Here is a 26,807-nt window from a genome sequence, read left to right on the forward strand (position 1 = left end):
GCACACCCCATGCACGCCGACCGCATCGAAGCCACCTATCTGATCGAAACGCCGCTCGACCCCGCCAAGGTGGCGGAGGTGATGGCGGGCGAGCAGTCCTGCGGCACCTTCACCCGCGTCCACGGCGAGACCGACGACCTGCGCGCCCGCGCCCGCGCCGTGGTGGAGCGGGTGGAGGAACTCGGCAGCGCCGACACGCCCAGCCTGCCCAACACTTGGCTGGAGCGGCAACGGACCCCCGGCCCCTGGCGGCGCGCCCGCATCACCATCGCCTTCCCCACCGTCAACATCGGCGCCAACCTGCCGACGCTGGCGGCGACGGTGGCGGGCAACCTCTACGACCTGGGCGAGGTCACCGGCCTCCGGCTGGAATCGCTGCGCATCCCGCAGACCTACCGCGCGCGGTTCGACTTGCCGCGCCATGGCGTCGCCGGGACGCGGCGGCTGACCGGGGTGGCGGACGGGCCGCTGGTCGGCTCCATCATCAAGCCGAACGTCGGGCTGTCGGCCGAGGAAACCGGGGAGCTGGTCGGCACGCTGTGCGCGGCCGGGCTCGACTTCATCAAGGACGACGAGATCTGCGCCGACCCGGCCCACGCGCCGCTGGCCCAGCGCGTCCCGGCGGTGATGGACCGGGTGCGCCGCCACCAGGACCGCACCGGCAAGCACGTGATGGTCGCCTTCAACATCACCGACGAGACCGACGCGATGCGCCGCCACGCCGATCTGGTGGAGCGCGAGGGCGGCTCCTGCGTGATGGTCAGCCTGAACTGGTGCGGCTATTCCGCGGTGCAGACGCTGCGCCGCCACAGCGGGCTGGTGCTGCACGGCCACCGCAACGGCTTCGGCGCGCTGTCCCGCCACCCGCTGCTCGGCATCGGCTTCGACGCCTATCAGGCGCTGTGGCGTCTGGCCGGCGTCGACCACATGCACGTCCACGGCCTGAACGGCAAGTTCGCCCAGCCCGACGATGAGGTGATCGACGGCGCCCGCGCGTGCCTGGCGCCGCTGGCGGCGGATGCGCCGGCTCCCACCGACGCCGTCCTGCCGGCCTTCTCGTCCGGGCAATGGGCCGGCACGGTGCCGGTCACCTGGGAGGCGGTGGGGACGGCCGACCTGCTGTTCATGTCCGGCGGCGGCATCATGGCCCATCCCGACGGCCCGGCGGCGGGGGTGCGCAGCATCCGGCAGGCGTGGGACGCGGTGCGCGCCGGGCGCACGCTCGACGAGGCGGCGGTGGACCAGCCGGAGCTGCGGCGGGCGCTCGACACCTTCGGCCGGAAGGGCTGAGCATGGCCATCCCCCAACGCGGCAGCCCGTGCGGCCCGCAACTCGGCCCGCAACTCGGCTGGTACGGCGACGACTTCACCGGGGCGACCGACACGCTGGCCGCGCTGGCGAAGGCCGGGCGGCGGGCGCTGCTGTTCCTGGAGGTGCCGGACGTCGCCCGGCTGGGTGCCGCCGGGCGGCTCGACGCGGTGGGGATCGCCGGCGCCTCGCGCAGCATGACGCCGCATGCGATGCGGGCGGAGCTGGAGCCGGTCGGCCGCTTCTTCGCCGCGCTCGGCGTGCGGGTGCTGCATTACAAATGCTGCTCGACCTTCGACAGCGCGCCGCGGGTTGGCAGCATCGGCGTCGCGGTGGACACACTGCGGCCGTTCTTTCCGAACCCGTTCCTCCCGGTGGTCGGTGGCCAGCCGAACATCGGGCGCTATTGCCTGTTCAGCACGCTGTTCGCCGCCGCCGGCACCGGCGGCGCGGTCCACCGCATCGACCGCCACCCGACGATGAGCGTCCATCCCGTCACCCCGATGGCGGAGGCCGACCTGCGCCGCCACCTCGCCGCCCAGGGGCTGGAGGGCGTGGCGGCGCTGCATTACCCCGACTATGGCCTCGACGACAGCGCGCTCGACGTCCGGCTGGAGCGGTTGCTGGCGGCGGCGCCGTCGGCGGTGCTGCTGGACGTCGGGCGGACGGCGGACCTCGCCACCGTCGGCCGGCTGATCCGGAGCCACGCCCGGCGCCAGCCCCTGCTGGCGGTGGGGCCGAGCAGCGTCGCCCAGGCGCTGGCCACCGACTGGGACGCCGCCACCGCCGGAGTCCTGATCGAGGATACGCCGCTGGCCCCGGCCGCCGGCCCGGTCTTCGTGCTGGCCGGCAGCCTGTCGCCGGTGACGCGCCGGCAGGTCGAGGGCGCGCACCGCTTCACCCGCATCCAGGCCGACGCCGCCGTGCTGTGCGACGACCCCGCCTACGCCGAGGCCCTGCTGATCGAGGTGGCCGGCCACCTGCGGAACGGCCGCCACACGCTGGTGTGGACGGCGCCCGCCGATCCCACCGCCGCCGACACCACGCAGGCCGGCCGGATCGCCGCGACGACGGCGGACTTCGTCGCCGCGGTCCTGCGCATGGTGCCGCTGCGCCGGGTCGGCATCGCCGGCGGCGACACCTCCAGCCTCGCGGTGCGGTCGCTCCGCTGCTGGGGCCTGTCCTACCGCGGCACGCTGGCGCCCGGCGTCACCGTCAGCCGCACCCACGCCGACGACCCGGCCGTCGACGGGCTGGAACTGATGCTGAAGGGCGGCCAGATGGGCGGCGACGACCTGTTCGAACGGCTGCTGGGTTAGCCGGCCGCGACCTCGACCACCGGCTCATGCCGCACCGGGAAATTCACCGAGCGGGCGATGAAGCACTTCTCCGCCGCCTCGTGGTGCAGGGCGACGGCGCGGTCGCGGTCGGATCCCGGCGCCAGCGTCACCCGCGGGCGCAGCACGGCGGCGGAGAACTGGCCGGCGCCGTCGGCCTCCTCCTCCATCACGCCCTCGGCGTCGTCGCTGTAGGCGATCACGACGATCCCGGCGGTGGAGCAGAGATGCAGGTACCAGAGCTGGTGGCAGGAGGACAGCGCGGCGACCAGCAGCTCCTCCGGGTTCCAGCGCGCCGGATCGCCGCGGAAGGCCGGGTCGGACGTGCCGGGGATCGCCGGCTTGGTCCCGGCGGTCAGGGCATGGTCGCGGCTGTAGCCGCGGTAGGACGAGGTGCCGGTGCCGAGATTGCCGGTCCAGTCGAGCCGGACGCTGTAGCGGTGCTGTCGGTTCGCCATCGTTCACTGTCTCCCGTTCTGGCCGTTTATGGCATGACCACCATCAAGAGCGCCGGCAGCGCGACGAAGGCCATGGCGGTGGAACCCAGCACCATGCCGGCCACGTCCTCCGGCGCGTTGCCGTAGCGCAGCGCCCACAGATAGTTGAACACGGCGACCGGCATGGAGCTTTGCACCAGCACGACGCCGCGGATCGGTCCGGTCAGCCCCATCGCCCAGATCACCAGCAGCCCGACGGCGAAGCCGCCGGCCAGCCGGAAGGCCGACATCGACAGCGCCCGCACCGCCCCCGACAGCCGCAGCTTCGACAGCGCGACGCCCAGCGACAGCAGCATCAGCGGCACCGCGCAGTTGCCGAGCAGCGTCGCCGTGTTGCCGATCCAGTTGGGCAGGGCGGCGCCGGTCAACTGGATCGCCACCGCCACCGCCACCGCGTAGATCGTCGGGGTGCGCGCGATCACCCCCAGGTCGAAGCGGCCGGCGGCCATCGCCGGCCCCAGCGTGAACTGCCCCACCGACATCACCGCGTAGAACAGCACGGCGAGGCTGAGCCCGGATTCGCCGAAGGCGAACAGGCAGACCGGCAGCCCCAGGTTGCCGGCGTTGGGGAAGGCCATCGCCGGCAGGTAGACCCGCAGCGACAGGCGGGTCGCCAGCAGCAGCGGCACCGACAACAGCGCGGTCACGCCCATGCAGAGGGTGGCCGCCACCGCCATCTCCGCCATCACGCCGGCGGGCAGGTGCAGCCGGGTCAGCGCCGAGAAGACCAGGCAGGGCGACGACACGTTGACCGCGAAGGTGGTGATGAAAGCGCTGTCATAGGGCAGGTCGGCGCGGTTCCAGCCATAGCCGATGGCGGCCACCAGGAACACCGGGGCCAGGACGGCGAAGGCATCGGACAGAAGGGCAAGCGCGGGCATGGGACGGGACGAGGGCCTTTTGCGCGGACGCCGCAACCGGGGGATCAAGTGGTGGCGGGCCGACGGATGGGGAGGCGGGCAGTCCGCCACCATGGCGGCAACGCGGCCGTTCGTCATCCCCGCAAGCCCGCGCCGGGATGCAAGGCAGCCGCGCAAAGGAACCGGGGGAGCAGTGACCGCCGCCACCGCTCCCGAGTCGCGATGCGAGCAGCGGCGGTTTGCCGCCCCCACGCCGGCCCTCTAACCAAGCTATGGGATTGACAACGCTTGCCTGCGAACGCTTCCGACCGATCAAGCCCGACTTTATGGAAGATTTATCACGAGGCAGTAACGAATTGTAACGAACCTTGAGGCATAAGGGGGCACTCACTTATGGTGAGCTGTTCTCAGCCTGCGGATCCGCATGACATCCTCGCCCGGCGCCAAGACCGTTGTTCGCCCCCTGAACAACAAGGCGCAGCAACAGAAACGCCAGCCCAATCCAAACAGTCGCCGATTCTCGCTGCGCGCGGTTTTGCTTTGGCTTCTTTTGTTGCTGTCGGCTGGTTTGTTTCTTGCCCTCGCTGCGCTTCCCGTGGGTCGCTTGGCCAGCGCCGCGATTTCCGTCGGGGTTGTGGCGGCGGCGTTCGTGCTGGGCCGCTTCGCGCAGAGATTCTGGCACGCCCGCACGCTGACCGTGCTGCTGCTGGCCTTCGTCACCTTCCGCTATTTCTTCTGGCGGCTGACTGGCACGCTGCCGCCGGTGGACGACCCGGTGAACTTCATCCCCGGCGTCACCCTGTTCGCGGCGGAGGCGCTGTCCTTCGTCCTGTTCCTGACCTCGCTGTTCGTCATCATCGACCCGCTGGCGCGCGAACCGTCGGAACCGACCGGCGACCCCGCCTTCTGGCCCAGCGTCGACGTCTACATCCCCTCCTACAACGAGGAGCCGGAACTGCTGGAGACGACGCTGGCCGCCGCGGTCTGCATCGACTACCCGCGCGACAAGCTGCACGTCTATCTGCTGGACGACGGCGGCACCGACCAGAAGCTGGCCCACGCCAACCCGGCGCAGGCCGCCGAGGCGAAGCTGCGGCGGGAGACGCTGACCGCGCTGTGCGAACGGCTGCAGGTCACCTACATGACCCGCCCGCGCAACGAGCACGCCAAGGCCGGCAACATCAACCACGCCTTCCAGAAGACGTCGGGCGACCTGGTGCTGATCCTCGACGCCGACCATGTGCCGACGGTGGGCATCCTGAAGGCGACGGTGGGCTTCTTCCAGCAGGACCCCGGCCTTTTCCTGGTGCAGACCCCGCATTTCTTCGTCAACCCGGACCCGGTCGAATACAACCTCGGCACCTTCGAGCGGATGCCGAGCGAGAACGAGATGTTCTACTACTCGATCCAGCCCGGGCTGGACCGCTGGAACGGCTCCTTCTTCTGCGGCTCCGCCGCCATCCTGCGCCGCGCCGCGCTGGAGGAGGTCGGCGGCTTCAGCGGCGACACGGTGACCGAGGATTGCGAGACCGCGCTGGAGCTGCATTCGCGCGGCTGGCGCAGCGTCTACCTGCCGCGCCCGCTGATCGCCGGCCTGCAGCCGGAAACCTTCGACAGCTTCATCGCCCAGCGGTCGCGCTGGACCCAGGGCATGATCCAGCTCTTCCTGCTGAAGAACCCGCTGTTCAAGAGCGGCCTGACCGTCTCGCAGCGCCTGTGCTACCTCAGCACGATGCTGTACTGGTTCTTCTGGTTCTGGCGGCCGATCTTCCTGCTGTCGCCGCTGTGCTACGCCCTGTTCGGGCTGGAGATCTACCGGATCAACCTGCCGGACTTCGCCTGCTTCGTCATCCCGCACGTCTTCGCCGCCGCCTTCCTGTCGCAGTTCCTGCACGGGCGGATGCGCTGGCCGCTGTTCTCGGAACTGTACGAGTATCTCCAGTCCTTCCACGTTTCCCGCGCGGCGCTGGCGACGCTGATCCGGCCGCGCGACCCGGTGTTCAAGGTCACCGCCAAGGGCCAGTCGGTGGAGGAGGACGGCTTCTCGCCGCTCGCCACCCCCTTCATCGTCACCACCCTGCTGCTGGCCGCCGGGCTGGCGATGTGCGCCTGGCGCTACTCGATGTTCCCGGAGCACCGCGCCGCGATCCTGCCGGTGGCGGTGTGGAACTCGCTGAGCTTCCTGCTGGCGCTGGGCGGGCTGGCGGTGGTCTACGAGCGCAAGCGCGTCCGCCGGCAGGAGCGCTTCACCGTCGACCGCGCCGCGGTGCTGAGGTTCGCGGACGGCACCAGCCTGGATGTCGTCGTCGCCGACGTGTCGGCCGGCGGCGTCGGGCTGAGCGTCGACCCCAAATGGCGCGAGCTGCTGGGCCAGCCCGGCACGCCGGTGCTGACCATCGCCGCCACCGAGACGGAGGCGGCGACCACCACCGGCGTCCGCGTCTCGCGGCTGGAGATGCGCGGCGGCGAGCTGTCGGTCGGCGCCGGCTTCGCCCCGCGCGACCGCCAGGACATCGTCGAGATGGCGCGCTTCGTCTTCGGCAACAGCGTCGGCTGGGACGACTTCCTCGACCGCAAGCGGGTGTCCGCGCCGACCTTCTTCGGCGGCCTGCTGTTCTTCGCCACGCGGGTCGTGCCGCGGTTGGGCCATGTGCTGCTCGCCCTGCCGGGTGCGCTCCGGCGCATCCTGACCTTCCAGGCGCCGTGACGGCCATGATGGCGGGGAACGCGGGCCGGGATGGCCGCCGATCGGGTTGGGTGGGATCGCGCCGCGGCGGCGCGGTCTGGCCGCGGCTGGCCGCGCTGGCGCTGTGGGCGACGCTGCTCCTGGCGGCGGCGGCCCCGGCGCAGGCGCTCGACCGCCGGGTGATCCCGCTGTCGAACCTGCGCGACGGCCAGCCGGAGGTGACGCTGCACGGCGAGACGGAAACGGTCGCGCTGCGCGCCGTGCTGCCGCCGGTGATCGGTCTGACCTCCGTCGTGCTGGCGCTGACCTACGAGAACGGCATCGACATCCTGCCCGAAAAGGGCTCGCTGGCGGTCTACATCAACGGCTCGCCGGTCGCCGACCTGCCGCTGGCCGCCTTCAAGGGTCCGGTCAACGCCGCCATCACGCTGCCGGCCAGCCTGTTGCGGCCGGGCGAGAACCAGATCGTCTTCCAGACCAGCGCCCAGCACCGGGCGATCTGCACGGTGCGCGGCACCTACGACCTGTGGGCGCGGGTCAACCTCGCCGCCTCGTCGCTGACGCTGCTGTCGGACGGCGGCGTTCCCGACCCCGATCTGGCGATGATGCGCCGCCTGCTGGTCGCCTCGGACCGCGCGCGCGATCCGCTGGCGTTGGTCCAGGTCGGCGGCGACATCGACGCCGACCATCTCGGCTGGGGCGCCATCCTGGCGCAGTCCTACGGCCTGCTGCTGGGCGACCAGACGCCGCGCGTGGTGGCGGTCACCGTGCCGCCCAAGGGGACGGGCGGCGGCGCCCAGCCGGCCGTCCCGACCACCATCGACACGCTGCCGCTGCCAAGCGGCAAGAGCATCCTGGTCGGCACCCGCGACCGCATCGCCCCCCTGCTGGGCGAGGCCCGCGCCGCGGCGATCACCGGCCCCTTCCTGGCGGTCTATCCGGTGGCCGGCGGTGCCGGGGGGGCACCCGGCGGCGCCTTCGTCGCCGTCGCCTCCGGCCGCACCCAGCAGGAGGTCGATCAGGCGGTGATGCGGCTGGCCGACATCAACCGGCCGCTGCCGACCCAGAGCGCGATGATCGTGGCCGACGCCGCGCCCCCCGCCGCGCCGCCGCCGCGTCCGGTCCAGGTGGAGGGGCGCTACCGCCTGTCGGAGCTGGGTTTCCCCACCGTCCAGCACAGCGGCTACCGCTACACCGGCCAGGTCGCGCTGACGCTGCCGACCGGCTTCGCCCCGGTCAGCGACCGCGCCATCCTGTTCCACGTCAACGCCGCCTTCGAGGGCAACCTCGGCCCCGGCGCGGTGCTGAACGTCCGGGTCAACGGCCGGTCGGCCGGCGCCATGGAGATCGACAAGCGGTCGAGCGGCGTCATCGAGAATGGCGAGATGCCGTTGCCGATGGCGCTGTTCCGCCCCGGCCCCAACATGATCGAGCTGGAGGCGGAGCTGCCGCCGGCCGGCGGCACCGACTGCGTCTTCGCGGTGCGGCGGCCGACCTTCACCCTGCTCGACAGCTCCAGCATCGAGATCCCCGGCTTCGCCCGGCTGGTCACGCTGCCCAGCCTCGGCGGCTTCGCCAACACCGCCTACCCCTACGGCGGCAACGCCGGGAACGAGCCGGCGCCGCCCTTCGACCTCGTCGTCCTCGGCCGCGACCCGGCCTGGTTCGGCGCCGCCTGGAGCCTGACGGCCAAGCTGGCGCAGCGGGCGGGCGACCTGATGTCGGTGGTGCCCTACACCGGCTGGGACGGCGCCCCCGGTGACAACGCGCTGATCGTCGGGCCGGTCGCCGCCCTGCCGCAGGCGGTGTTCGCCTCGGCGCCGCTGCCGGCCGACCGGCTGGCCGGGCTGCTGGAGGCCGGCGCCCTGATCGCCCAGGCCGGCGCCCGCGGCGAACCGATGCCGGCGGCCGACCGCCGCGCCCTGGCCGACCGGCTGCGGCTGGGCTGGTCCGGCAACGGCACCCGCCCGGCCGTGGCGCGCGCCGGCTCCGTCGCGCCGGTGGCGATGGGCGGGGCGGGCAGCGCGCTGGCGGCGGACGGCGGCGCGCAGAGCCGCTGGCAGCGCATGGCCGGCGACGTCAAGGACGGCGCGGCGCCGTCAAGCGGCTGGGTCCCCGACTGGGCGCGGCGCGGGATGGCGGCGGCGGCCCGCTACATCAACCACTGGACGGTGGAGGAGGCGCCGGTCGACGTCGTCGCCCTGACCGAGAACACCGAGACCCTGCCCGAGGCGGCCCTGCTGCAATACCGCGCGCCGGGGGCGGAGGCGCTGACCTGGACGCTGCTGACCGCGTCGGACTCCCGCTCGGTCGACCGCGCCATGCGCAGCCTGGGCGAGTCCGGGCTGTGGGACAAGCTGCGCGGCGGCGGCGGGCTGTGGAGCAGCGCCGCCCCGGCGATGACGACGCTGGAGGCGTCGCGGCCCTACCAGATCATTCTCAATCCGTTTGACATCGGCAATCTGATCCTGATTGTGGCACGCAACCTGTCACAGCGGATCGAGCTGCTGTTCGCGCTGCTGCTGGGCACGGCGGTGGTGCTGACCGTCAGCATGCGCCTGCTGCTGAAGCACGGGCACCAGGAGCGCAGCGGGTCGGAAGGGGGCCAGCCTTGACGATGGCCTTGAGGGGGATGGTCCTGGGAACGATGGCGGAAGGTCGGGTGGCATGAGGCCGACGAGGCGCGATGTGGTGATCGGGGCGGCCGCCGTCGGCGTGGCGGCGGCGCTGCCGCGTGCCGGGCTGGCGGCGCCCTACGACGCCGCCGCGTGGCGCCGCTACGCCGAACGCTTCCTGCTGCCGGAAGGGCGGATCGTCGACACCGGCAACAAGGGCGTCAGCCATTCCGAAGGGCAGGGCTACGGCATGCTGCTGGCGGTGGCGGCCGGCGACCGTGCCGCCTTCGACCGGATGTGGGGCTGGACCCAGCGCACTCTGCTGGTGCGCGAGGACGGGCTGGCGGCGTGGCGCTGGAAGCCGGACGAGGGCGTCACCGACCGCAACAACGCGTCGGACGGCGACACGCTGATCGCCTGGGCGCTGCTGCGCGCCGCCGACGTCTGGCAGGCCGAGAATTACCGCACCGCCGCGTCCGCCATCGTCAAGGCGCTGGCCGCCGGGCTGCTGGTGGAGCAGGCCGGCCTGACCGTGCTGCTGCCGGGGCGCGACGGCTTCCGCAAGGGCGAGACGCTGGTGCTCAACCCCAGCTACTGGATCTTCCCGGCCATCCGCGCCTTCGCCGCCCTGCCCGGCGGCGAGCGCTGGGGCAAGCTGGCGGAGTCGGGGCTGGTCCTGCTGTCGAAGGCGCGGTTCGGCGCCTTCCAGCTGCCGCCGGACTGGATGGCGCTGAACCCCGCCGGCACCGTCACCGTGGCCGAAGGATACCGCAAGCAATACGGCTACGACGCGGTGCGGGTGCCGCTCTATCTGGCCTGGGACGGCTACCGCGATCCCTATTATTTCCGGCCCTACGCCACGCTGGCGGCGAAATACAGCGGGGCGGCGATCCCGGCGACGCTGTCGCTGCCCCAGGGCACGACGACCCAGGTGGCGGCGTCGGTCGGCATGCTGGCGGTCTACCGGCTGGCCTGCCGCCTTGCCGGGGGCGGCAACGAGGTGACGGTGCCGCCGCTGGCCGCCGACGAGGATTACTACTCCACCACCTTGGCCCATCTGTCGGCGCTGGCGGCGCAAAGCCTGGGGATCGAGCCATGACGCGTTCCGCCCTTCTCCTGCTCGGCGCCGCGGCGCTGGCGCTGCCCATCGCCCTGCCGCCCGCCGCCTGGGCGCAGGCGAACGGCGGCGGCCGCGCGCTCGCCCCCGGCGTGAAGGTGGAGGTGGCGCCGGCGCCCGGCAGCGGCTCCGCCCCCGCCGCCGGCAAGGTCGACGAAACCGCGCTGCGCTATTACGCCCGCATCGGCGACGTCGAGCGGCTGGAGGCGGAGATCGCCCGCCTGCGCGCGCTCGATCCCGGCTGGGAGCCGCCGAAGGACCTGTTCGCGCCGCAGGCCACCACGCCCGGCGTCGACGAAAGCCCGTTCTGGAGCCTGGTGTCGGCCGGCAAGGTGGCGGAGGCCCGCGCCGCCGTCGCCGAGCAGCGGCGCAAGACGCCGTCCTGGCAGCCGTCGGCCAAGCTGCTGCAGGAGCTGGACGTCGCCGAGGGCGCCGGGCGCATCCGCCAAGCCAGCGACACCAAGCGCTGGCAGGAGGTGATCGACGCCGCCGCCGCCCAGCCGGAGGCGGTTGCCTGCAACCGGCTCGACAACGCCTGGCGCCTCGCCGAGGCCTACGCCGAGCTGAAGCAGGCCGACCGCGCCTTCGACACCTACAAGACCATCGTCACCAGCTGCCCCAAGGCCAAGGAGCGGCGCGACACCATCTTCAAGGCGTCGCGCTATCTCAGCCCGGAGCGGCTGCGCGAGCTGACCGCGCTGGGCGCCACCAGCAACCCGGCGACGGGGGAGGATTATTCCACCGTCCGCACCGCCGAGGCGGAGCTGGAAACCGGCCGCCTGCTGGAGCGGCTGGGCAACGCCCGGCCGGGCACCCTGTCGGAGTCCGACCGGATGCGGGTCGAAGGCATCGTGCGCGAGAAGCAGGATGCCGACGGGGCCGTCGCGCTCGGCTGGTACTTCCAGAAGCAGAAGAAGTACGCGGAGGCGCAGTCCTGGTTCGCCCAGGCCAACGGCTGGACCCCGTCGGACAAGGCGGCGGAAGGGCTGGTGCTGGCCTACAACGGGCTGGGCGAGAAGGCCCGGGCGCGCGAGGCGGCCGCCCCGTGGAAGGGCAGGTCGGGCCGCGTCGACCAGGCGCTGAAGGCGGTCGATCCGCCGCGCGGGGCCGGCGGGACCGGCGGCGGCCGTGCCGTGCCGCAGGGGCCGAGCCCGCTCGACCAGGCGCTGGCCCGCCACGACTTCGCCGGCTGCCTCAGCATCATCCGCAGCACCATCGCCAGCAGCGGGCCGACCAGCGCCCTGATGCAGCAGCGCGGCTGGTGCCTGCTGGAGCTGAAACGCCCGTCGGAGGCGGAAGCCGCCTTCGTCGAGGCGCAGGCGCTGGCCGCCAGGGAGCCGGCGGCGAAGGAACCGGCGGGCGGCTCCCGCAAGCCGCCGTCCGCCGGGGTGCCGGCGGCGGCGACGCGGGCGCAGGAGAACGCCTATGGGCAGGCGATCGCCCGGCTGACGACCGGCGACGTCGCCGGGCTGACCCGCGACCTGCCGCGCGCCAACCTGACCCCGGCGCAAAAGGCGGAAATCCGGGCGGCCCTGATCGCGACCGAGGCCAACCGGGCGCTGGAGGACAAGCGCTACAACGACGCGCTGCGCCTGCTCGACGCCCGGCGCGAGCTGGAGCCGGAGCCGCGGAACCTCGGCATCCTGCGCGGCTGGGCGCTGTACAACCTGATGCGCTACGACGAGGCCTACCGGCAGTTCAAGACCATCGACGACCGGCTGAGCACCGAGGAATCGCGTGAAGGCCTGAGCACCGCCTGGAAGACGATCTACCATGACTGGTGAGGGGGAGCGGGTGTCCGGCACAACCACGATGATCCAGGCCACGATGATCCGGCGGGCGGGCCGCGCCGCGCTGTGGGCCGGCCTGTGCGCCGCCACCCTGCTGACCAGCGGCTGCGCCGGCTGGGTGCGGGACAATCTCACCCAGTCGCCGACGCCCTGGCGCCGCGTCCAGCCCACCGCCCTGCCGGTGACGCTGCCGGAGAACCGCGACTTCCCCATCGTCGCCGCCCGGCTGCGCGACACCGGGACGGTCTACAAGTCCTACATCGTGGCGCTCGGCAACCCGACCGTCCTGCCGGGCGAGAACCGCCTGTCGGTCGATGTGCAGACCCTGCCCGACAGCCTGTTCGGCGCCCTGGTCCAGCCGCCGCGCGTCTTCCCGGTGCCGCTCTACACCATGGAGACGCTGACCGAGACGACGAAGCGCGAGTTCCCGGCGATGCGCATCAAGGTCGCCGACGCCGCCCGGCGCAACCATTACGGCGACTACGACTACGTCACCGCGCAGGACGCCGAGAACACCTGCGTCCTGGCCTGGCAGTTGATCACCGACCACAAGCGGATGCTGCCCGAACGCATCGAGGCGGTGCGGCTGGAATACCGGGTGTGCGGCGTCGGTTCCAACGTCCGGTCGCTGCTCGCCCCCTTCGACGGCCTGACCCTGACCCTGCCGGAAACCGTGCTGGAGGCGCTGGAACCGGGCGGGCTGTAGGCGGGGAGGGCGAAGCCCCCTCATGCCGCCTTGGCCGGCCGCGACCGCAGCCGCTCCTCCAGCGCCCGCCAGCGCGGCTCGACCGCCTCCCAGGCGCGCTGCTTGACCGGGCCGAAGCCGCGGATCTCCTGGGGCAGGGCGGCCAGCTCCACCGCGGTGCCCAGAGTCTCCGCCGACAGCCGCTCCAGCATGCCGTCGACCGTCGCTTCGTAGCGGGCGATCAGGGCGCGCTCCATCCGGCGCTCCGCGGTGTAGCCGAACGGGTCGAGCGCTGTGCCGCGCAGCCGTTTCAGCGCCGCCAGACCGCGGAACACCGGCAGGATCCAGCCGCCCAGCGCCATCTTGCGCGGCTCGCCATGGCCGTTGGTCGCGCGCGCCAGCAGGGGCGGGGCGAGGTGGAAGACCGGCTTCCAGTTGCCGTCGAACCGCTCCTTCAGGCGGTCGGCGAAGGCCGGGTCGCTGTGCAGGCGGGCCACCTCATACTCGTCCTTGTAGGACATCAACTTGAAGGCGCTGCGCGCCACCGCCTCGGCCAGCGCGGTGGAGCCGGACGCGATGCGCGCCTCGGCCCGGCGCGCCCGCTCGACCAGCGTGCGGTAGCGCTCGGCGTAGGCGCGGTCCTGGTAGTCGGCCAGGAAGGCGGCGCGGCGCTCGACGATGGTGGCGAGGTCGGTGGCCGGCGCCTCCTCCTCCCGGCCCAGCGTCGCCAGCGCCTCGGGCCGGTGGGCGGCGAGGCGGCCGAAGGCGAAGGCGCGCAGGTTGGCGGCGACGCCGGTGCCGTTCAGCTCGATGGCGCGGGTCAGCGCCTCCAGCCCGACCGGCAGCAGCCCCTTCTGGAAGGCGACGCCCATCAGGAAAACGTTGGCCAGGATGCTGTCGCCGAACAGCGCCGTCACCACCCGGTTGGCGTCGACCACCGCGACCCGGTCGGCCCCGGCGGCGCGGCGCAGGCTGCGCAGCAGGGCGCCGGCGTCCGGCAGCGCCGCGGCGTCGCGGGTGAAGGCGCCGGTCGGGGCGACATGGCCGTTCGCCACCACCCGCGTCCGCCCCAGCCGCACCGTCTTCAGCGCCTCCGGCGAGGCGGCGACCACCGTGTCGCAGGCCAGCACCAGCTGCGCCTGCTTCGGGTCGATGCGGGCCTGATTCAGCCACCCGGCGTCGCGCGCCACCCGCAGGTAGCTGTAGACCGCGCCGCCCTTCTGCGCGAAGCCCATGAAGTCGAGCACGGAGGCCGCCTTGCCCTCCAGATGCGCCGCCATCGCCAGCACGGCGCCGACCGTCACCACGCCGGTGCCGCCGACCCCGACGATCAAAATTTCCGCCGGGTCTTCCGCCACGTCGCGGATCGGCAGCGGCAGCGCCGCCAGATCGTCGGCGAAGCGGGCGGCGACGCGGTCGGGGTCCGGCTTGCGCAAGGCTCCGCCGATCACCGAAACGAAGCTGGGGCAGAAGCCCTCGACGCAGGAATAGTCCTTGTTGCAACTGGACTGGTCGATCTGGCGCTTCACCCCGAACTCGGTCGGCTTGGGCTGCACCGACAGGCAGTTCGACTTCTTGCCGCAGTCGCCGCAGCCCTCGCAGACCAGATCGTTGATCACCACGCGGCGCGCCGGGTCGGTCATGCTGCCGCGCTTGCGGCGGCGGCGCTTCTCGGCGGCGCAGGTCTGCTCGTAGACGATGGCGGTGACGCCGGGGATGTCGCGCAGCTCGCGCTGCACCGCGTCCAGTTCGTCCCGGTGGTGCACCGTGGTGAAGGGGGCGAGGCCGGAGCGGCTGTCGTAGTTCTCCGGCGCGTCGCTGACCACGGCGATGCGGCTGATGCCCTCGGCCGCCAGTTGGCGGGTGATGGCGTCGACCGAGATCGGGCCGTCGACCGGCTGGCCGCCGGTCATGGCGACGGCGTCGTTGAACAGGATCTTGTAGGTGATGTTGACATTGGCGGCGACCGCCTGCCGGATCGCCAGGATGCCGGAGTGGAAATAGGTGCCCTCGCCCAGATTCTGGAACATGTGCGGGCGTTTGGAGAAGGGGGCCTGACCGATCCAGCTCACCCCCTCGCCGCCCATCTGGCTGAGGCCGATGGTGTCGCGGTCCATCCAGGACGCCATGAAGTGGCAGCCGATCCCCGCCATCGCCTTGCTGCCGTCGGGCACCTTGGTCGAGCTGTTGTGCGGGCAGCCGGAGCAGAAATAAGGCGTGCGCGGCAGCGCCGGGGCCGGCGGCGCCTCCGCCGGCATCAGCTCGGCCAGCCGGTCGGACAGGTCGCGCTCGGGGAAGCGGTGGCGGATGCGCTCCACCAGCGCCTTGGCGACGATCCACGGCCGCAGCTCGCCCGTGGCCGGCAGCAGCGGGGCGCCGAACTCGTCGGTCTTACCGACCACGGCGCGCGGCCGCTCGTTGGCCGGCAGGTGATAGAGCAAATCCTTCAACTGGCCCTCGACCACCGGCGCCTTCTCCTCGACGACCAGGATCTCCTCGCCGCCGCGGGCGACGGACAGGGCGAAGTCGGGTTCCAGCGGCCAGGACAGGCCGATCTTGTGGACCGACAGTCCGATCTCCGCCGCCTCGCGCGCGCCGATGCCCAGCAGCCGCAGCGCCTCCATCAGGTCGAGATGGGCCTTGCCGGTGGTGACGACGCGCAGCCAGCCGCCGCGGCCCAGCACGCTGCGGTCGATGCGGTTGACCCCGGCGAACGCCTTGACCGCCCGGACCTTGGCGGCCAGCCGCTCTTCGATCCGCAGGCTCGGCAAATCGGGCCAGCGGTAATGCAGCCCGCCCGGCGGCGGCTCGAACGCCACCGGCCGAAAGGCGGCGTCAAGCGCCGGCAACTGCACGGTGGCCGAGCTTTCCACGCTCTCCGAGATCGCCTTGAAGCCGACCCAGGCGCCGGAAAAGCGCGACAGCGCGTAGCCGTAGAGGCCGAAATCGAGATACTCGCGCACGCCCGCCGGGTTCAGCACCGGCATCGACCACGCGATCATCGCCAGGTCGCTCTGGTGCGGCATGCTGGACGACACGCAGCCATGGTCGTCGCCCGCCACCGCCAGCACGCCGCCATGCGGCGAGCTGCCATAGGCGTTGGCGTGCTTCAGCACGTCGCCGGCGCGGTCGACCCCCGGCCCCTTGCCGTACCACAGGCCGAACACGCCATCGACGGTGGCCTCGCCCGAGGCTTCGACCTGCTGCGACCCCATCACCGCGGTGGCGCCCAGATCCTCGTTCACGCCGGGGACGAAGGTGATGGCGTTGCGCTCCAGATGCGGGCGCGCCTGCCACAGCGCCTGATCCAGCCCGCCCAGCGGCGAGCCGCGATAGCCGCTGACGAAGCCGGCGGTGTTCAGCCCGGCCCGCCGGTCACGCTCCGCCTGGAGCAGCAGCAGCCGGACGAAGGCCTGGGTGCCCGACAGATAGACCTGCCCCTCGGCCCGGCCGTAGCGGTCGTCCAGTCGATAGCCGCGGTCGATCGCTGTGCTGTCCGCGCGCAGGCCGCTCGGCATGCCGTCCATGTCCCGTCCCTCGATTTTCATTCGTTGGGACGAGTGTGCGCCGTTTGCAGGCAAATGATTTTGCGGGTTGGGCCGGGATGAGGGGTGTTCGGAAAATCCTATTGCGGATTGTTTGGGTGTTGAGCGAAATCTTTGCGCGGTGGCCGGGGAAGCGTTTGGGAATTTCCCCCTCCCCGGAGCGAAGGTCGGGTGGAGGAGGCATTGTGCCCTTATGCACCTTTTCGACGGTGGATCTGCCTTTCGGAAAGCAGAATTTCTCATGAAGAGCCGATCATAATCATTTCCGGGGGGCGACGCCTCCGTGACGTCCCAAGCCAAAACCCACCCGATAAAGATCGGGCATGTCGATTCGGTCATCTTTTCGAGTTACAAGTATGCCGAGGCGTTCCAAATCCTTCCGAACCCCATCCCAGCTTCCGGCATGCTGTGGGGGCAGATGGTCTGATGGAATCGCGCTGGCTCCTCCCGGAAACGTTTCGCTCCAGGCACGGGAAATCGTCTCAAAATCGCAGGGGACATTTATCCCTTTAAGGGGCTGCATTGCCGCAGGCACCCATGGATCGTCCTCCGCGACTTGCTCCACACGAATCTGCGACGCCTTCTGAATGCCACGCTTCAAGCTTTCGTAGTGAAGTGCCAGCGGGTAGTCGGCATAGCGGTCAGCGCTATCTTCTGCCGCGCCCATGATAGCGGCTAGGAATGAGCGTGGGGACGTCCAGCCATGACCGTCGGCCAGATGACCAACACTCCAAATATAAGGCACGCCACGACGAGCATCCTTGCCCATTTTGTCCCCGGCCAAAGCTTCGAACAAGCGCCGCTGATAGGGCGAGTCCGACGTCAATACCGGCGGTAGTGACCAGTAACTTCCATGATCGGTCAGCGCATCGGAAGTCGGCAAGACAGACGTCACCACGGAGCGCAGATAGGCGCCGTGCGGTTCTGGGGCATTTATGAGACGCTGCCAAAGCATGGCGTGTAAATCATGCCGGTCCCAGGTGAGGTTGACGCCTGTGGATGTAATTTTCGATGCATCGGGGAAGGAAGTAACGGTGCGCTCCATCTGATCAGGGCGCAGGAATATTTTTGCGCGCACTCGGGAAAGGTCGCGCAGCCATAAGGCAACCCGCAGCAGATCACGGACGATGCGGTTCATCGTTCCCCAATCGTGGCTCGTACGGTCCAGAGCGTCAAAGACGATGAGGCCGAATTTATCGTCAATGAATAGTTTCTGGTTGGCGGCCTCGACAATCTGGGCGAAGGGTTCCGGATGCCGCTCCACCCATTCCGCCGTGGCCATCCATGTCTCGACCGGAACTGATCGATCGGCAATCTGCGCCAGCCACCTCAAAACAACTGCCCGCCAGACGCTGTACGGTTCATGTCCCGCATCAAGCAGGGCCTTAAACGTATCGGGGTCCGGGTAGGACTGGAGGTTCGGCCTCGCCGCATGACCGATCCGAATGATTGTATTGAGCAGTTCGGGTACAGTCGCCCCAATCTGGAAGCGTAATTCAGGGGCGCCCAATGCAGCGGTCCAAAACGACTTGCCAACCCCACGAGCGCCAATGACCAGAACGGCTTCCCGTGTCAGTGCTTTGCGATGAGCCAGCGGAATGTGAAGCGTACCCGGCTTGGGGATATCGCCCGTGCTGTCCAACTCGAACGGGGCCTCTTGGATAGCCTGCCGTATTGCTTGCGGAGTCATCACATCGACCTCCCTTGGCCCACAGCGCGCTCCAGGAAATCCAGCAGCATTCCGAAGACGGCCTTCACTTCCGCCTGATCCACGTGAACCATACGTTGCTGCAAGCTCATCATGCCATACCAGCCCCGGTTCCAGCGGACGGCCAGAGGGGAATGGGGAGCGACGTCATCGTCTTCCTCGAAGTTCCAGCCGCTGATTTCACCAGGCTTGACTTCGTCATAGGTGTCCTCGAACAACGCGTAGGAATCGCTCCTCAGCGCTGTTAGATACTCCAACCGGCGCTCGTCATCCGGCACAAGGCCCGCGACCAGTTGCAGGCGATCCCGAATTTTGGTGATGACGTCGCGGCGCTGCCGCCAATAGGAAAACAGCGCGCGGTATCCGGTCCAGGTCTGCTGGCCTTGGATTGCGAACATCAGCACCGTATGTGCCCCAAGATCGGTCACGCAGGCAGCGGCCACTTCATCAATGCCGGCGCGGGAATCGATGAGGATGACATCCGCCCGATGACGAACCTCCAAGCGGTCGACCAGTCGTTTCAGGCGCATTGACCAGGACTCCAGCGTTCCGCGGTCGTTGCGCTTGGGCATCCAACAACGTCCAAGCTTGGACACATATTCCCCGATTTCCCGGCCATGGGCGGGCACCAGATGAATTGAACCGCTGGTCGGGAGGTCACTGGTGCCGTAGATGTCGGCCAGCAGGGAGTCCCCATTGTCGACCAAATCCTCGACCAGCCAGTCGGTGATGCCGTATTCAGGTTGTCTCTCCGGTGGAAGCAAGGCACTGGAAAGTCCCGGTGATTCGAGATCCAGATCCAGAACGAGCACCCGCTTGCCTTGCATGGCTAATGACCATGCGCTGGCCGCAAGCGTAGTCGACCGACCGACTCCGCCTTTGATCGAAAAGAACACGATGCGTGGTGCGCCGGGGGAGACGTCTGCTATCGACTCCCAGCGGCTTTCCGTTGCCAGACGGTCAACGAACCAAGCCTTGTCGACACCGTCAAGCGGGAATGCCGATGCCCCCTGGCAAGCGTCTTCGCGTGAGGTTTCATAGAGAATTCCCGACCCTGGCGAATGCGCATGAGGTTTGATCCGCTCAGCCAATTCCCCATACACGGCCTCAATCTGTTCTCGGAGGCCAACGGCTGAGGCTGCGCTTTCCGGCACGATCAAGCGAACGCGCCCGTTGAGGTCGCGGTTCACCAACAGCCATTCCAGTTTTGCAATCACCTCACGGTGTGTCAGCAGCACGTCTGTCGTGATGGGCAGGATCCTGTCGAACGTGATCATATCAGCCCCTCCCGCTGTGCCTTTCTAATCAACTCACGGACAACCTGCGCGCCATTCCGATGGGGATCCACCCGAACCGCATCGAAGCTTCCATGATGGGCATAGCGTTGCTCCGCTTTCCAATCGCCAAATGGGTTTGGATCGGGCAACTGATACCCCGTGCCGTGAGGATGGCCGTTCCGATAGCTCTCGAAGCGCATCCATATCTCATTGGCGTGCTTTCGATCTCTATTCCGATCCACCGGGTCTCCTGTGGCGGGGTCTACCGCCATGCCGAACGCCGCCATCAGCCGTTTGAGGCCGCATTCGGAGGCCATGCCATAAAGGTGATCGGCATTTGCCAAGCGGCCTGCTTGGAACAGACGCTCGGCATCGTCCAGGTGCCGCTCGTGCGCATCCAGGAAATCCGCCCGCAAAGTCCTCTCCCCAAAGTCGCTCGGTAACCCTTTGGCCAGGAAACCCGCCATCCGGCCAGGAACATGACTGATGGTCGTCAGCGGCAAGCCATCCTTTAGCACCTTATGACGGCCGATGATAAGTCGTCCGTGGTGGGGTGCACCGTTCACCCTGAAACCGGCTTCCTAACTCCGGCCCCACGCTGCGAAGGCGCGACAAGCCCGCCTTTAACCAAAAACCCAAAACCAGAAAATATTCCTATATTCTCCCCCGCGTGTCCCATCCTCCCGTGGAGCCGCGCCATGCCTCTCGACGCCCGCACCCTTCCCCAGGACCGTCTCCCCCGCTGGGCGGAGGAGCCGCCCGATCCGGCCGACGGCTCGCTGGTTCCCGGATCGCAGTTCCATGAGGAGCAATGGATCATGGCCGCCGGCATGCTGGCGCGCGGCGCCTCCTTCCTCCAGGTCGCCCGCGCCATGGGGTGCAGCCGCACCACGCTGTGGCGGGCCTATTACGGGTCGAAGGATTTCCGCGTCCGCGTCTGGTGGGAGCGCGAGGCGCTGAACCGGGAAGCCGAGTTGCGGCTGTCCTCGTTGCGCGCCCTGGTGGCGGAACAGATCGAGCGGCTGGTGTCGGCCGGCGACCCCTCGACGGTGCGCTGGCTGGCCGAGCGGCTCGGCCTGTTCGCCGGCCTGGACGTCGCGGCCACTTCCGCCAGACCGGCGAGCCGCGCCAGCCGGTTCCCCGAGCCGCCTCCGGCCCCGTCGCCCGCTCCCGACGCTCCGTCCCCCATGCCCGACGCTCCGCATGAAGACCGCCCCGGCGCGCCGCTGGTGGGCCGCCGGGAGGGGGCCACGAATCTCAACCCCGTGACCGCGGCTTCCGCCCCGACCCCCGCGCCGGCGTCCGCATGGAACACCAGCCCGAAGATGTTCCACGATGTTCCATCCGCCACCACCGCCACCGCCGCCCCCGTCACTCCCGCCACGGCGGACGGCCGGCGGCTCACGCCCCGCGGATCAACCCCGCGTACCAGCGCGCCGATTCCTTCGGAATCCGCGCTTGCGTCGTGAAATCGACGCGGACGATGCCGAAGCGGGTGCCATAGCCGCCACCCCATTCGAAATTGTCCAGCAGCGACCAGACGAAATAGCCGCGCACGTCGGCCCCGCGCGCCTTCGCCTCGGCCATCGCGGCGATGTAGGCCTGGAGGTAGGCGAGGCGGTCGGCGTCGACCACCCGGCCGTCGGCGTCCGGCGTCTCGGGCGCCTTGGTGCCGTAGCCGTTCTCGGTGACGTAGATCGGCAGGCGGTAGCGCCGGGTCAGGTCGATCAGCGTGTCGCGGAAGCAGTCCGGATCATAGGGCCAGTCGATGGCGGTCCGTGTCATCTCCGGCGGCGGCGAACCGAAGCCGAAGCCCCAGATCAGGCTGTCGTCGCGGCGGCCGTAGACCGGGGCGTAATGGTTCAGCCCGAACCAGTCGAGCGGCCGGGCGATGCGCGCCATGTCGCCGGGCCGCACATGGGGCTCGATGGCGCGGGCGATGCGCGGCGGGTAGTGGGCGCGCAGCTGCGGGTCGGGGAAGGCCCAGTTCCAATGCTCGTCGAACAGGGCGGCGGCCTCGACATCCTCCGGCCGGCTGGAGGCGGGGCGCATCGGCTGGACGCTGTGCACCGCGCCGATCGAGGCACCGGGCACCAGGGCGCGCAGCGTGTCGACCCCGGCGCCGTGGGCGAGGTTGACGTGGTGGATCACCGCCAGATGGGTGGCGCGGTCGGCGATGCTCGGCGCCCCCCAGCCGAAGGCGTAGCCGAACAGGGTGAAGACCGAGAACTCGTTGAAGGTCGCCCAGCGCTTGACCCGGTCGCCGTAGCGGCGGGCGCAGAGCGCGGCGTAGTCGCCGAACCAGCCGACGCTGTCGCGGTTGGCCCAGCCGCCCAGATCCTGCAACGCCTGCGGCAGGTCCCAATGGTAGAGGCACAGCCACGGCTCGATGCCGCTCTCCAGCAGCCGGTCGATCAGCCGGTCGTAGAAATCCAGCCCCGCCTCGTTCACGCCGCCGCGTCCGCGCGGCAGCACCCGTGGCCAGGAAACGGAGAAGCGGTAGGCGTCGACCCCCAGCCCCGTCATCAGCGCCACGTCGTCGGCCATGCGGTGGTAGTGGTCGCAGGCGACGTCGCCGGTGTCGCCGTTCACCACCCCGCCCTGGGTGCGGCAGCGGACGTCCCAGATGCTGGGGCCCCGCCCATCCTCGGCCGCCGCCCCCTCGATCTGGTAGGCGGAGGTGGAGACGCCCCAGACGAAGCCGGGCGGGTAGGGCTGGGCAGCGGAGGGGCCGGGGGAGGGCGATGCGTCGGTCATGGCGGGCTGCCCCTGTTTCTTGGGTCGTCGGTGTGTCAGGCGGCGATGCTGTTGATGTCGCGGCAGCGGGCCTCGAACGCGTCGGAGATGAACTCCGGCCGCTTGTAATAGCCCTTGATCCAGCTCGCCAGCAGGCAAAGCTCCTCCAGCTTCACCAGCTCGTCCAGCGTCCCTTCGGGGAAGCGGATGCCGAAGCTTTCGGCGATGTATTCCAGAACCTGCTCCACCTGGTCGATCGACAGCTGGATGTCGGTCTCCAGCGTCGCGTTCCGGGTCAGCAGCGTCTCGTCGACCCCGTATTCATCGCGGATCAGCTTCACGATCCAGCGGAACATGTGCATCCAGTTGGAAACACCCTCGATCGACTTACTCATCGCGACACTCGTTTCGGACGAAGGGGGACCGGGCGGCAGAACCGTGCGAAAGGGGTAGGCCGGTCGGCACTATACAGAAGCGGCGGTGAAGAATAACTCAGGATCCTCCACCATTTTGTCCGGACGTGGCAAAAAATCGCGCGGGATTTGCCACCTGCACGGGCATCCGCCCGGCGTGGCTGCCCATGGATTGGGCATGAACCGTCCCGCCAACCGAGCGCGCCGCGCCCCCCGCCGCGGCACGACCCATGCATCGATGGCCGCCAGACCGCAGCGCGAGGCACCGCCATGACGTCACCCATCACCCGAACCGCAACACACCCGGTCGACGAATTCCTGGCGCCCTGGCGGCTGCTGGCGCTCGGGCTCCAGCATGTGCTGGTGATGTATGCCGGCGCCATCGCCGTGCCGCTGATCATCGGCGGGGCGCTGAAGCTGCCCAAGGACCAGGTCGCCATGCTGATCAACGCCGACCTGTTCGCCTGCGGCGGCGTCACGCTGATCCAGGCGGTGGGGATTTGGCGCTTCGGCATCCGGCTGCCGGTGATGATGGGCGTCACCTTCGCCGCGGTCGGGCCGATGGTGGCGATGGCGGCCAACCCGTCGATCGGGCTGCTCGGCATCTACGGCGCGGTGATCGGCTCGGGCGTGTTCGCCATCCTGGCCGCGCCGCTGGTCGGCCGCCTGCTGCCGCTGTTCCCGCCGGTGGTGACCGGTAGCGTCATCGCCATCATCGGCATCTCGCTGATGCGGGTGGGGGTGACCTGGGCCGGCGGCGGGGTGGGCAACCCACGCTTCGGCGACCCGGCCTTCCTGGGCGTCGCGGCCTTCGTGCTGGTGGTGATCCTGGGGCTGATGAAGCACGGGCGCGGCTTCGTCCGCAACGTCGCGGTGCTGCTGGGGCTGGTCGCCGGCATGCTGCTGGCGATGGCGCTGGGCATGGTCGACTTCAAGGGGCTGGCCGACGCGCCGTGGCTGGCGCTGGTCCAGCCCTTCCAGTTCGGCTGGCCGACCTTCGACCCGGTTGCCATCGTGACGATGTCGCTGGTGATGATCGTGGTGATGATCGAATCGACCGGCATGTTCCTGGCGGTGGGCGACATGGTCGGCCGTCCGGTGACGCAGGAGGATCTGGTCCGCGGCCTGCGCACCGACGGGCTGGGCACGCTGATCGGCGGCGTCTTCAACACCTTTCCCTACACCTCCTTCTCGCAGAATGTCGGGCTGGTCGGGGTGACCGGCGTGCGCAGCCGCTGGGTCTGCGTCGCCGGCGGGCTGATCCTGCTGCTGCTGGGGCTGCTGCCCAAGCTGGCCCATGTGGTGGCGTCGGTCCCCGCCTTCGTGCTGGGCGGGGCCGGGCTGGTGATGTTCGGCATGGTGGCGGCGACCGGCGTCAAGATCCTGTCCCAGGTCGACTATGTCCAGCGGCGGGAGAACCTGATCGTCGTCGCGGTCAGCGTCGGCGTCGGGCTGATCCCGCTGGTGTCGGAAAAGTTCTTTTCCCAGATGCCGGCCTTCCTGTCGCCGCTGCTGCACAGCGGCATCCTGCTCGGCACGCTGACCGCGGTGGCGCTGAACTGGTACTTCAACGGCCTGGCCTCGGGCGAGCGCGCCCGCCACGACGTCGCCGCCGCGGCGCATGGCGCCGAAGCCTGAGGGTCAGCGGCGAATCTCAACGGCGGCGCAGCAGGTCCTTGCTGGCCAGCAGCGACCCGCCGGCGATCAGCGCGCAGGCCGCCCAGATGGCGCCATGGTTGGGGGCCAGCCCGAACAACACCAGCAGCAGGGTGGACAGCAGCGGCGCCAGATAGGACAGCGCCCCCAGCGCCCGGATGTCGCCGTGGCGCACGCCATGGTCCCACACGAAGAAGGCGGCGCCCACCGGCCCCAGGCCCAGCAGCAGCATCGCCCCCCAGCCGGCGGCGTCGGCCGGCCACACCGTCGTTTCCAGCGCCAGATGGCAGAGCAGCGACAGCACCGCGGTGACGAGGCAGAAGGCGCTGACCGCGTCGGTCGGCGCCTCGCCGATCTGACCCAGCCGGCGGCGCAGCACCGAATAGCCGGCCCAGGTGACGGCGCTGCCCAGCGCCGCGGCGTAGCCCGGCAGATGCGCCGCCTCCACCGCCAGCCCGTTCACGCCGCCGCGGGCGATCAGCAGCGCGGTCCCGGCCAGCCCGGCCGCCGCCCCGGCGACGTGCCAGATCCGCAGCCGCTCGCCCGGCAGCAGGGCGGAGAACAGCACGATCAGCAGCGGCCACAGATAATTGATCAGGTTGGCCTCGACCGGCGGGGCGGCCTGCAGCGCCATGAAATAGAGGAAGTGGAAGCCGAACAGCCCACCCACACCCAGCGCCCAGGCGGCCGGCGGCTGGCGGAAATAGCGTAGCGGGTTGTCGCCGCGCAGCGCGGTCCAGCCGCTGCCGACCAGGAATGCCAGCAGGAAGGAGGTCGCCACCAGCTGGAACGGCGGCACCATGGCGGCCAGCGTCGCCAGCGGGGCCAGCGTCGCCCACATCAGGATGGCGGTGGCGCCCACCGCGGTGGCGCGGTTGACGGAGCGGCGGTCGGCGGGCGAACGGGCGAGCATGGCGCGGGCGTGGGGTTGTTGCGAGGAAAGAGCCGCGACCATAACCGGCGCCGGCGCCGCCGTCTTGTCCCGGGCTCCGGTCCGCCTTGACCGGGACTCCGGCGCGTCGCGCTGTACGCGCGGGTGGGCGGCGGCGTAGCATGGGCGCCCAGACCGCAACCCCCAGACCGCAACCCCAGGAGTCCGTCGGCGTGGCGTCCCCGCATCGGCCGACCGTCAGCACCCGCAGTTACGACGGGCATGAACGGCGGCACGCGCACCAGCATCACCAGATCGTCCTGCCCGTCGCCGGCGGCCTCGACATGGAGGTGGGCGGCGCGCGCGGACGCGTCGGTGATCGCCAGGGCGTCATCGTCTGCGACGGCACACCGCACAGCTTCCGCAGCGCCGGGAGCAACCTGTTCGTCGTTCTGGACGTGCCGCTGGCCGGTGCGCTGGTGCCGCAGGCGGCGCTGCGGTCGGCCGAGGCCTTCTTCCCGATCGATCCGGCGCTGGACGGTCTGGTGCGCTATCTGGCGGCGGAGGCGGCCGACCGGCCGCTCGACCCCGGCATGGCCCACCACGCGGCGGGGCTGCTGCTGCGCGCGCTGGAGACGCGCCGGAGCGCGCCCGTCCCCGCCTCCGACCCCATCGAGCGAGCGCTCGCCCTGATGACGGAGCGTTGCGGGGAGGCGTTGACCGTCGCCGAACTGGCCGCCGCGGTCGGGTTGGCGCCCAGCCGCTTCCACGAGCGGTTCCGCGCCCACACCGGCACCACCCCGGCGCGCCGGCTGGCCGAGCTGCGGCTGGACCGGGCGGAAGCGATGCTGCGCGGCGGCGGCCTGCCGCTGGCCGAGGTGGCGCTCGCCGTGGGATTCTCCGACCAGAGCGCGCTGACCCGCAGCCTGCGGCGGCGGCGCGGCACCACGCCGGGCGCGGTGCGCGCCGGGCGCTGAGCCCCGGGCGCACGGTTCAGGCGGTGCGCACCGCCTCGACGATCACCGCGGCCACCGCGTCGGGGCGCGACAGGTGCGGGGCGTGGCCGGACTCGACCTCCACCGTCCGGGCGCCGATGCGCGCGGCGGTGTCGCGCAGGAAGGCTGGCGGCAGCATGCGGTCCTGGGTGGCGACGATGGCCCAGGACGGCTTGGTCTTCCAGGCGGCGGCGCCGACCCGGGTGGCGAAGCAGGCGCCGGCCACCGGCCCCTGGGTGGCGGCCAGCAGCGCCGCCTCCGCCGCCGGCAGGTCCTGGGCGAAGTTGCGCGCCATGCCCTCGGCGGTCAGGGTCAGGAAGCGGGCCTTGTCCACCGCGACGCCCGACAGCCCGGCCGAGGCCGGGTAGGGCTTCAGCGTGTCGTTCGGCGACTGGCCGACGTCGGGGGCGAAGGCGGCGACATAGACCAGCGCCTTCACCGCGTCCTGACCGCCGGCCTGGGTGATGACGGCGCCGCCCCAGGAATGGCCGACCAGCACCACCGGCCCGCGGACGCGGTCGATGGCGCGCTGGACATGGGCGACGTCGTCGTCGAGCGAGACCAGCGGGTTCTGCACCGCGACCGCCGCGATCCCCTCCGCCTGCAACAGGGGGATCACCCGGCCCCAGGACGAGCCGTCGGCGAAGGCGCCGTGAACCAGGATGACGGTGGGGGTGGAACTCATGGGGCGGCTCCCGCTGGCATGATCGT

Annotated in this window: 20 protein-coding genes; 10 read left to right on the forward strand and 10 right to left on the reverse strand. The window is 70.4% G+C overall.

Annotation, left to right across the window (positions count from 1 at the left end; all coding sequences use genetic code 11):
- The first annotated feature begins 9 nt into the window (after positions 1-9).
- Together TSO352_RS28075 and TSO352_RS28080 are read left to right on the forward strand one after the other, a co-directional pair.
- The gene (locus tag TSO352_RS28075) at positions 10-1,290 is read left to right on the forward strand and encodes a ribulose-bisphosphate carboxylase large subunit family protein (protein ID WP_109110347.1); all 1,281 of its coding nucleotides are present in this window, start codon (positions 10-12) and stop codon (positions 1,288-1,290) included.
- Between the two features lie 2 nt (positions 1,291-1,292).
- Entirely contained in the window at positions 1,293-2,627 is a 1,335-nt protein-coding gene (locus tag TSO352_RS28080) for a four-carbon acid sugar kinase family protein (RefSeq protein WP_109110348.1), read from the forward strand.
- On the opposite strand, the gene TSO352_RS28085 is transcribed toward TSO352_RS28080, so the two are convergent.
- Positions 2,624-3,103, reverse strand: a complete 480-nt coding sequence (locus TSO352_RS28085) for an OsmC family protein (protein WP_109110349.1) — start codon at positions 3,101-3,103, stop codon at positions 2,624-2,626. The genes TSO352_RS28080 and TSO352_RS28085 overlap by 4 nt on opposite strands.
- 26 nt (positions 3,104-3,129) lie before the next feature.
- Positions 3,130-4,023, reverse strand: coding sequence for an AEC family transporter (locus TSO352_RS28090; protein WP_109110350.1), 894 nt, complete (start codon positions 4,021-4,023; stop codon positions 3,130-3,132).
- A gap of 403 nt (positions 4,024-4,426) precedes the next feature.
- Between TSO352_RS28090 and bcsA the strand changes: the two genes are divergently transcribed.
- From bcsA to bcsN, 5 genes are read left to right on the forward strand one after another with little or no spacing between them, the layout of a single operon-like run.
- On the forward strand, positions 4,427-6,709 hold the full coding sequence (gene bcsA, locus TSO352_RS28095; protein WP_109110351.1) for a UDP-forming cellulose synthase catalytic subunit: 2,283 nt from the start codon (positions 4,427-4,429) through the stop codon (positions 6,707-6,709).
- A 50-nt stretch (positions 6,710-6,759) separates the two neighbouring features.
- Positions 6,760-9,303 carry a cellulose biosynthesis cyclic di-GMP-binding regulatory protein BcsB gene (locus TSO352_RS28100; RefSeq protein WP_247872477.1) on the forward strand — a complete coding sequence of 848 codons (2,544 nt, stop codon included), beginning with the start codon at positions 6,760-6,762 and terminating at the stop codon, positions 9,301-9,303.
- 52 nt (positions 9,304-9,355) lie between these two features.
- Positions 9,356-10,402 (forward strand): glycosyl hydrolase family 8, encoded by a 1,047-nt coding sequence (locus tag TSO352_RS28105; protein WP_109110352.1) that lies wholly within the window; start codon positions 9,356-9,358, stop codon positions 10,400-10,402.
- On the forward strand, positions 10,399-12,204 hold the full coding sequence (locus TSO352_RS28110) for a hypothetical protein (protein WP_109110353.1): 1,806 nt from the start codon (positions 10,399-10,401) through the stop codon (positions 12,202-12,204). The genes TSO352_RS28105 and TSO352_RS28110 overlap by 4 nt, the downstream gene beginning before the upstream one ends.
- Positions 12,194-12,916: a cellulose biosynthesis protein BcsN gene (gene bcsN / locus TSO352_RS28115; RefSeq protein ID WP_109110354.1), complete on the forward strand. Its 723-nt coding sequence runs from the start codon at positions 12,194-12,196 to the stop codon at positions 12,914-12,916. Before TSO352_RS28110 ends, bcsN begins: the two co-directional genes overlap by 11 nt.
- Before the next feature lie 20 nt (positions 12,917-12,936).
- Here bcsN and TSO352_RS28120 read toward each other — a convergent pair whose 3' ends face one another.
- The 4 genes from TSO352_RS28120 to TSO352_RS28135 form a co-directional block, all read right to left on the reverse strand.
- Positions 12,937-16,422 (reverse strand): indolepyruvate ferredoxin oxidoreductase family protein, encoded by a 3,486-nt coding sequence (locus tag TSO352_RS28120; protein WP_109110355.1) that lies wholly within the window; start codon positions 16,420-16,422, stop codon positions 12,937-12,939.
- Between the two features lie 277 nt (positions 16,423-16,699).
- Positions 16,700-18,130, reverse strand: coding sequence for a hypothetical protein (locus tag TSO352_RS28125; RefSeq protein ID WP_109110356.1), 1,431 nt, complete (start codon positions 18,128-18,130; stop codon positions 16,700-16,702).
- Positions 18,130-19,425 carry an AAA family ATPase gene (locus tag TSO352_RS28130; RefSeq protein ID WP_109110357.1) on the reverse strand — a complete coding sequence of 432 codons (1,296 nt, stop codon included), beginning with the start codon at positions 19,423-19,425 and terminating at the stop codon, positions 18,130-18,132. Before TSO352_RS28130 ends, TSO352_RS28125 begins: the two co-directional genes overlap by 1 nt.
- Positions 19,422-19,928, reverse strand: coding sequence for an SAM-dependent methyltransferase (locus TSO352_RS28135; RefSeq protein WP_247872478.1), 507 nt, complete (start codon positions 19,926-19,928; stop codon positions 19,422-19,424). Before TSO352_RS28135 ends, TSO352_RS28130 begins: the two co-directional genes overlap by 4 nt.
- A 195-nt stretch (positions 19,929-20,123) precedes the next feature.
- On the opposite strand from TSO352_RS28135, the gene TSO352_RS28140 reads away from it, so the two are divergent.
- Positions 20,124-20,894, forward strand: a complete 771-nt coding sequence (locus tag TSO352_RS28140) for a hypothetical protein (RefSeq protein WP_109110358.1) — start codon at positions 20,124-20,126, stop codon at positions 20,892-20,894.
- On the opposite strand, the gene TSO352_RS28145 is transcribed toward TSO352_RS28140, so the two are convergent.
- Both TSO352_RS28145 and TSO352_RS28150 read right to left on the reverse strand, forming a co-directional pair.
- Positions 20,827-22,182: a GH1 family beta-glucosidase gene (locus TSO352_RS28145; protein WP_109110359.1), complete on the reverse strand. Its 1,356-nt coding sequence runs from the start codon at positions 22,180-22,182 to the stop codon at positions 20,827-20,829. The genes TSO352_RS28140 and TSO352_RS28145 overlap by 68 nt on opposite strands.
- A 35-nt stretch (positions 22,183-22,217) precedes the next feature.
- Positions 22,218-22,556 carry an acyl carrier protein gene (locus TSO352_RS28150; RefSeq protein WP_109110360.1) on the reverse strand — a complete coding sequence of 113 codons (339 nt, stop codon included), beginning with the start codon at positions 22,554-22,556 and terminating at the stop codon, positions 22,218-22,220.
- A gap of 288 nt (positions 22,557-22,844) precedes the next feature.
- Here TSO352_RS28150 and TSO352_RS28155 point away from each other — a divergent pair, with 288 nt between their 5' ends.
- Positions 22,845-24,212 carry a nucleobase:cation symporter-2 family protein gene (locus TSO352_RS28155; RefSeq protein WP_109110361.1) on the forward strand — a complete coding sequence of 456 codons (1,368 nt, stop codon included), beginning with the start codon at positions 22,845-22,847 and terminating at the stop codon, positions 24,210-24,212.
- A 16-nt stretch (positions 24,213-24,228) separates the two neighbouring features.
- On the opposite strand, the gene TSO352_RS28160 is transcribed toward TSO352_RS28155, so the two are convergent.
- Positions 24,229-25,143 carry an EamA family transporter gene (locus TSO352_RS28160; protein WP_109110362.1) on the reverse strand — a complete coding sequence of 305 codons (915 nt, stop codon included), beginning with the start codon at positions 25,141-25,143 and terminating at the stop codon, positions 24,229-24,231.
- 191 nt (positions 25,144-25,334) lie between these two features.
- Here TSO352_RS28160 and TSO352_RS28165 point away from each other — a divergent pair, with 191 nt between their 5' ends.
- Positions 25,335-26,078 (forward strand): AraC family transcriptional regulator, encoded by a 744-nt coding sequence (locus TSO352_RS28165; protein WP_109110363.1) that lies wholly within the window; start codon positions 25,335-25,337, stop codon positions 26,076-26,078.
- A 16-nt stretch (positions 26,079-26,094) separates the two neighbouring features.
- On the opposite strand, the gene TSO352_RS28170 is transcribed toward TSO352_RS28165, so the two are convergent.
- Positions 26,095-26,781: an alpha/beta hydrolase gene (locus TSO352_RS28170; protein ID WP_109110364.1), complete on the reverse strand. Its 687-nt coding sequence runs from the start codon at positions 26,779-26,781 to the stop codon at positions 26,095-26,097.
- Positions 26,782-26,807: the final 26 nt, after the last annotated feature.

This window comes from Azospirillum sp. TSO35-2, from assembly GCF_003116095.1.
Lineage (GTDB): Bacteria > Pseudomonadota > Alphaproteobacteria > Azospirillales > Azospirillaceae > Azospirillum.

Excerpts from the sequence above, each read along its gene's own strand:
- TSO352_RS28080 (WP_109110348.1), top strand. The coding sequence starts at position 1,293 with ATGGCCATCCCCCAACGCGGCAGCCCGTGCGGCCCGCAACTCGGCCCG.
- TSO352_RS28085 (WP_109110349.1), bottom strand. The coding sequence starts at position 3,103 with ATGGCGAACCGACAGCACCGCTACAGCGTCCGGCTCGACTGGACCGGC.
- TSO352_RS28110 (WP_109110353.1), top strand. The coding sequence starts at position 10,399 with ATGACGCGTTCCGCCCTTCTCCTGCTCGGCGCCGCGGCGCTGGCGCTG.
- bcsA (WP_109110351.1), top strand. The coding sequence starts at position 4,427 with ATGACATCCTCGCCCGGCGCCAAGACCGTTGTTCGCCCCCTGAACAAC.
- TSO352_RS28105 (WP_109110352.1), top strand. The coding sequence starts at position 9,356 with ATGAGGCCGACGAGGCGCGATGTGGTGATCGGGGCGGCCGCCGTCGGC.
- TSO352_RS28125 (WP_109110356.1), bottom strand. The coding sequence starts at position 18,130 with ATGACTCCGCAAGCAATACGGCAGGCTATCCAAGAGGCCCCGTTCGAG.
- TSO352_RS28140 (WP_109110358.1), top strand. The coding sequence starts at position 20,124 with ATGCCTCTCGACGCCCGCACCCTTCCCCAGGACCGTCTCCCCCGCTGG.
- bcsN (WP_109110354.1), top strand. The coding sequence starts at position 12,194 with ATGACTGGTGAGGGGGAGCGGGTGTCCGGCACAACCACGATGATCCAG.
- TSO352_RS28160 (WP_109110362.1), bottom strand. The coding sequence starts at position 25,143 with ATGCTCGCCCGTTCGCCCGCCGACCGCCGCTCCGTCAACCGCGCCACC.
- TSO352_RS28075 (WP_109110347.1), top strand. The coding sequence starts at position 10 with ATGCACGCCGACCGCATCGAAGCCACCTATCTGATCGAAACGCCGCTC.
- TSO352_RS28155 (WP_109110361.1), top strand. The coding sequence starts at position 22,845 with ATGACGTCACCCATCACCCGAACCGCAACACACCCGGTCGACGAATTC.
- TSO352_RS28145 (WP_109110359.1), bottom strand. The coding sequence starts at position 22,182 with ATGACCGACGCATCGCCCTCCCCCGGCCCCTCCGCTGCCCAGCCCTAC.
- TSO352_RS28120 (WP_109110355.1), bottom strand. The coding sequence starts at position 16,422 with ATGGACGGCATGCCGAGCGGCCTGCGCGCGGACAGCACAGCGATCGAC.
- TSO352_RS28130 (WP_109110357.1), bottom strand. The coding sequence starts at position 19,425 with ATGATCACGTTCGACAGGATCCTGCCCATCACGACAGACGTGCTGCTG.
- TSO352_RS28090 (WP_109110350.1), bottom strand. The coding sequence starts at position 4,023 with ATGCCCGCGCTTGCCCTTCTGTCCGATGCCTTCGCCGTCCTGGCCCCG.
- TSO352_RS28150 (WP_109110360.1), bottom strand. The coding sequence starts at position 22,556 with ATGAGTAAGTCGATCGAGGGTGTTTCCAACTGGATGCACATGTTCCGC.
- TSO352_RS28170 (WP_109110364.1), bottom strand. The coding sequence starts at position 26,781 with ATGAGTTCCACCCCCACCGTCATCCTGGTTCACGGCGCCTTCGCCGAC.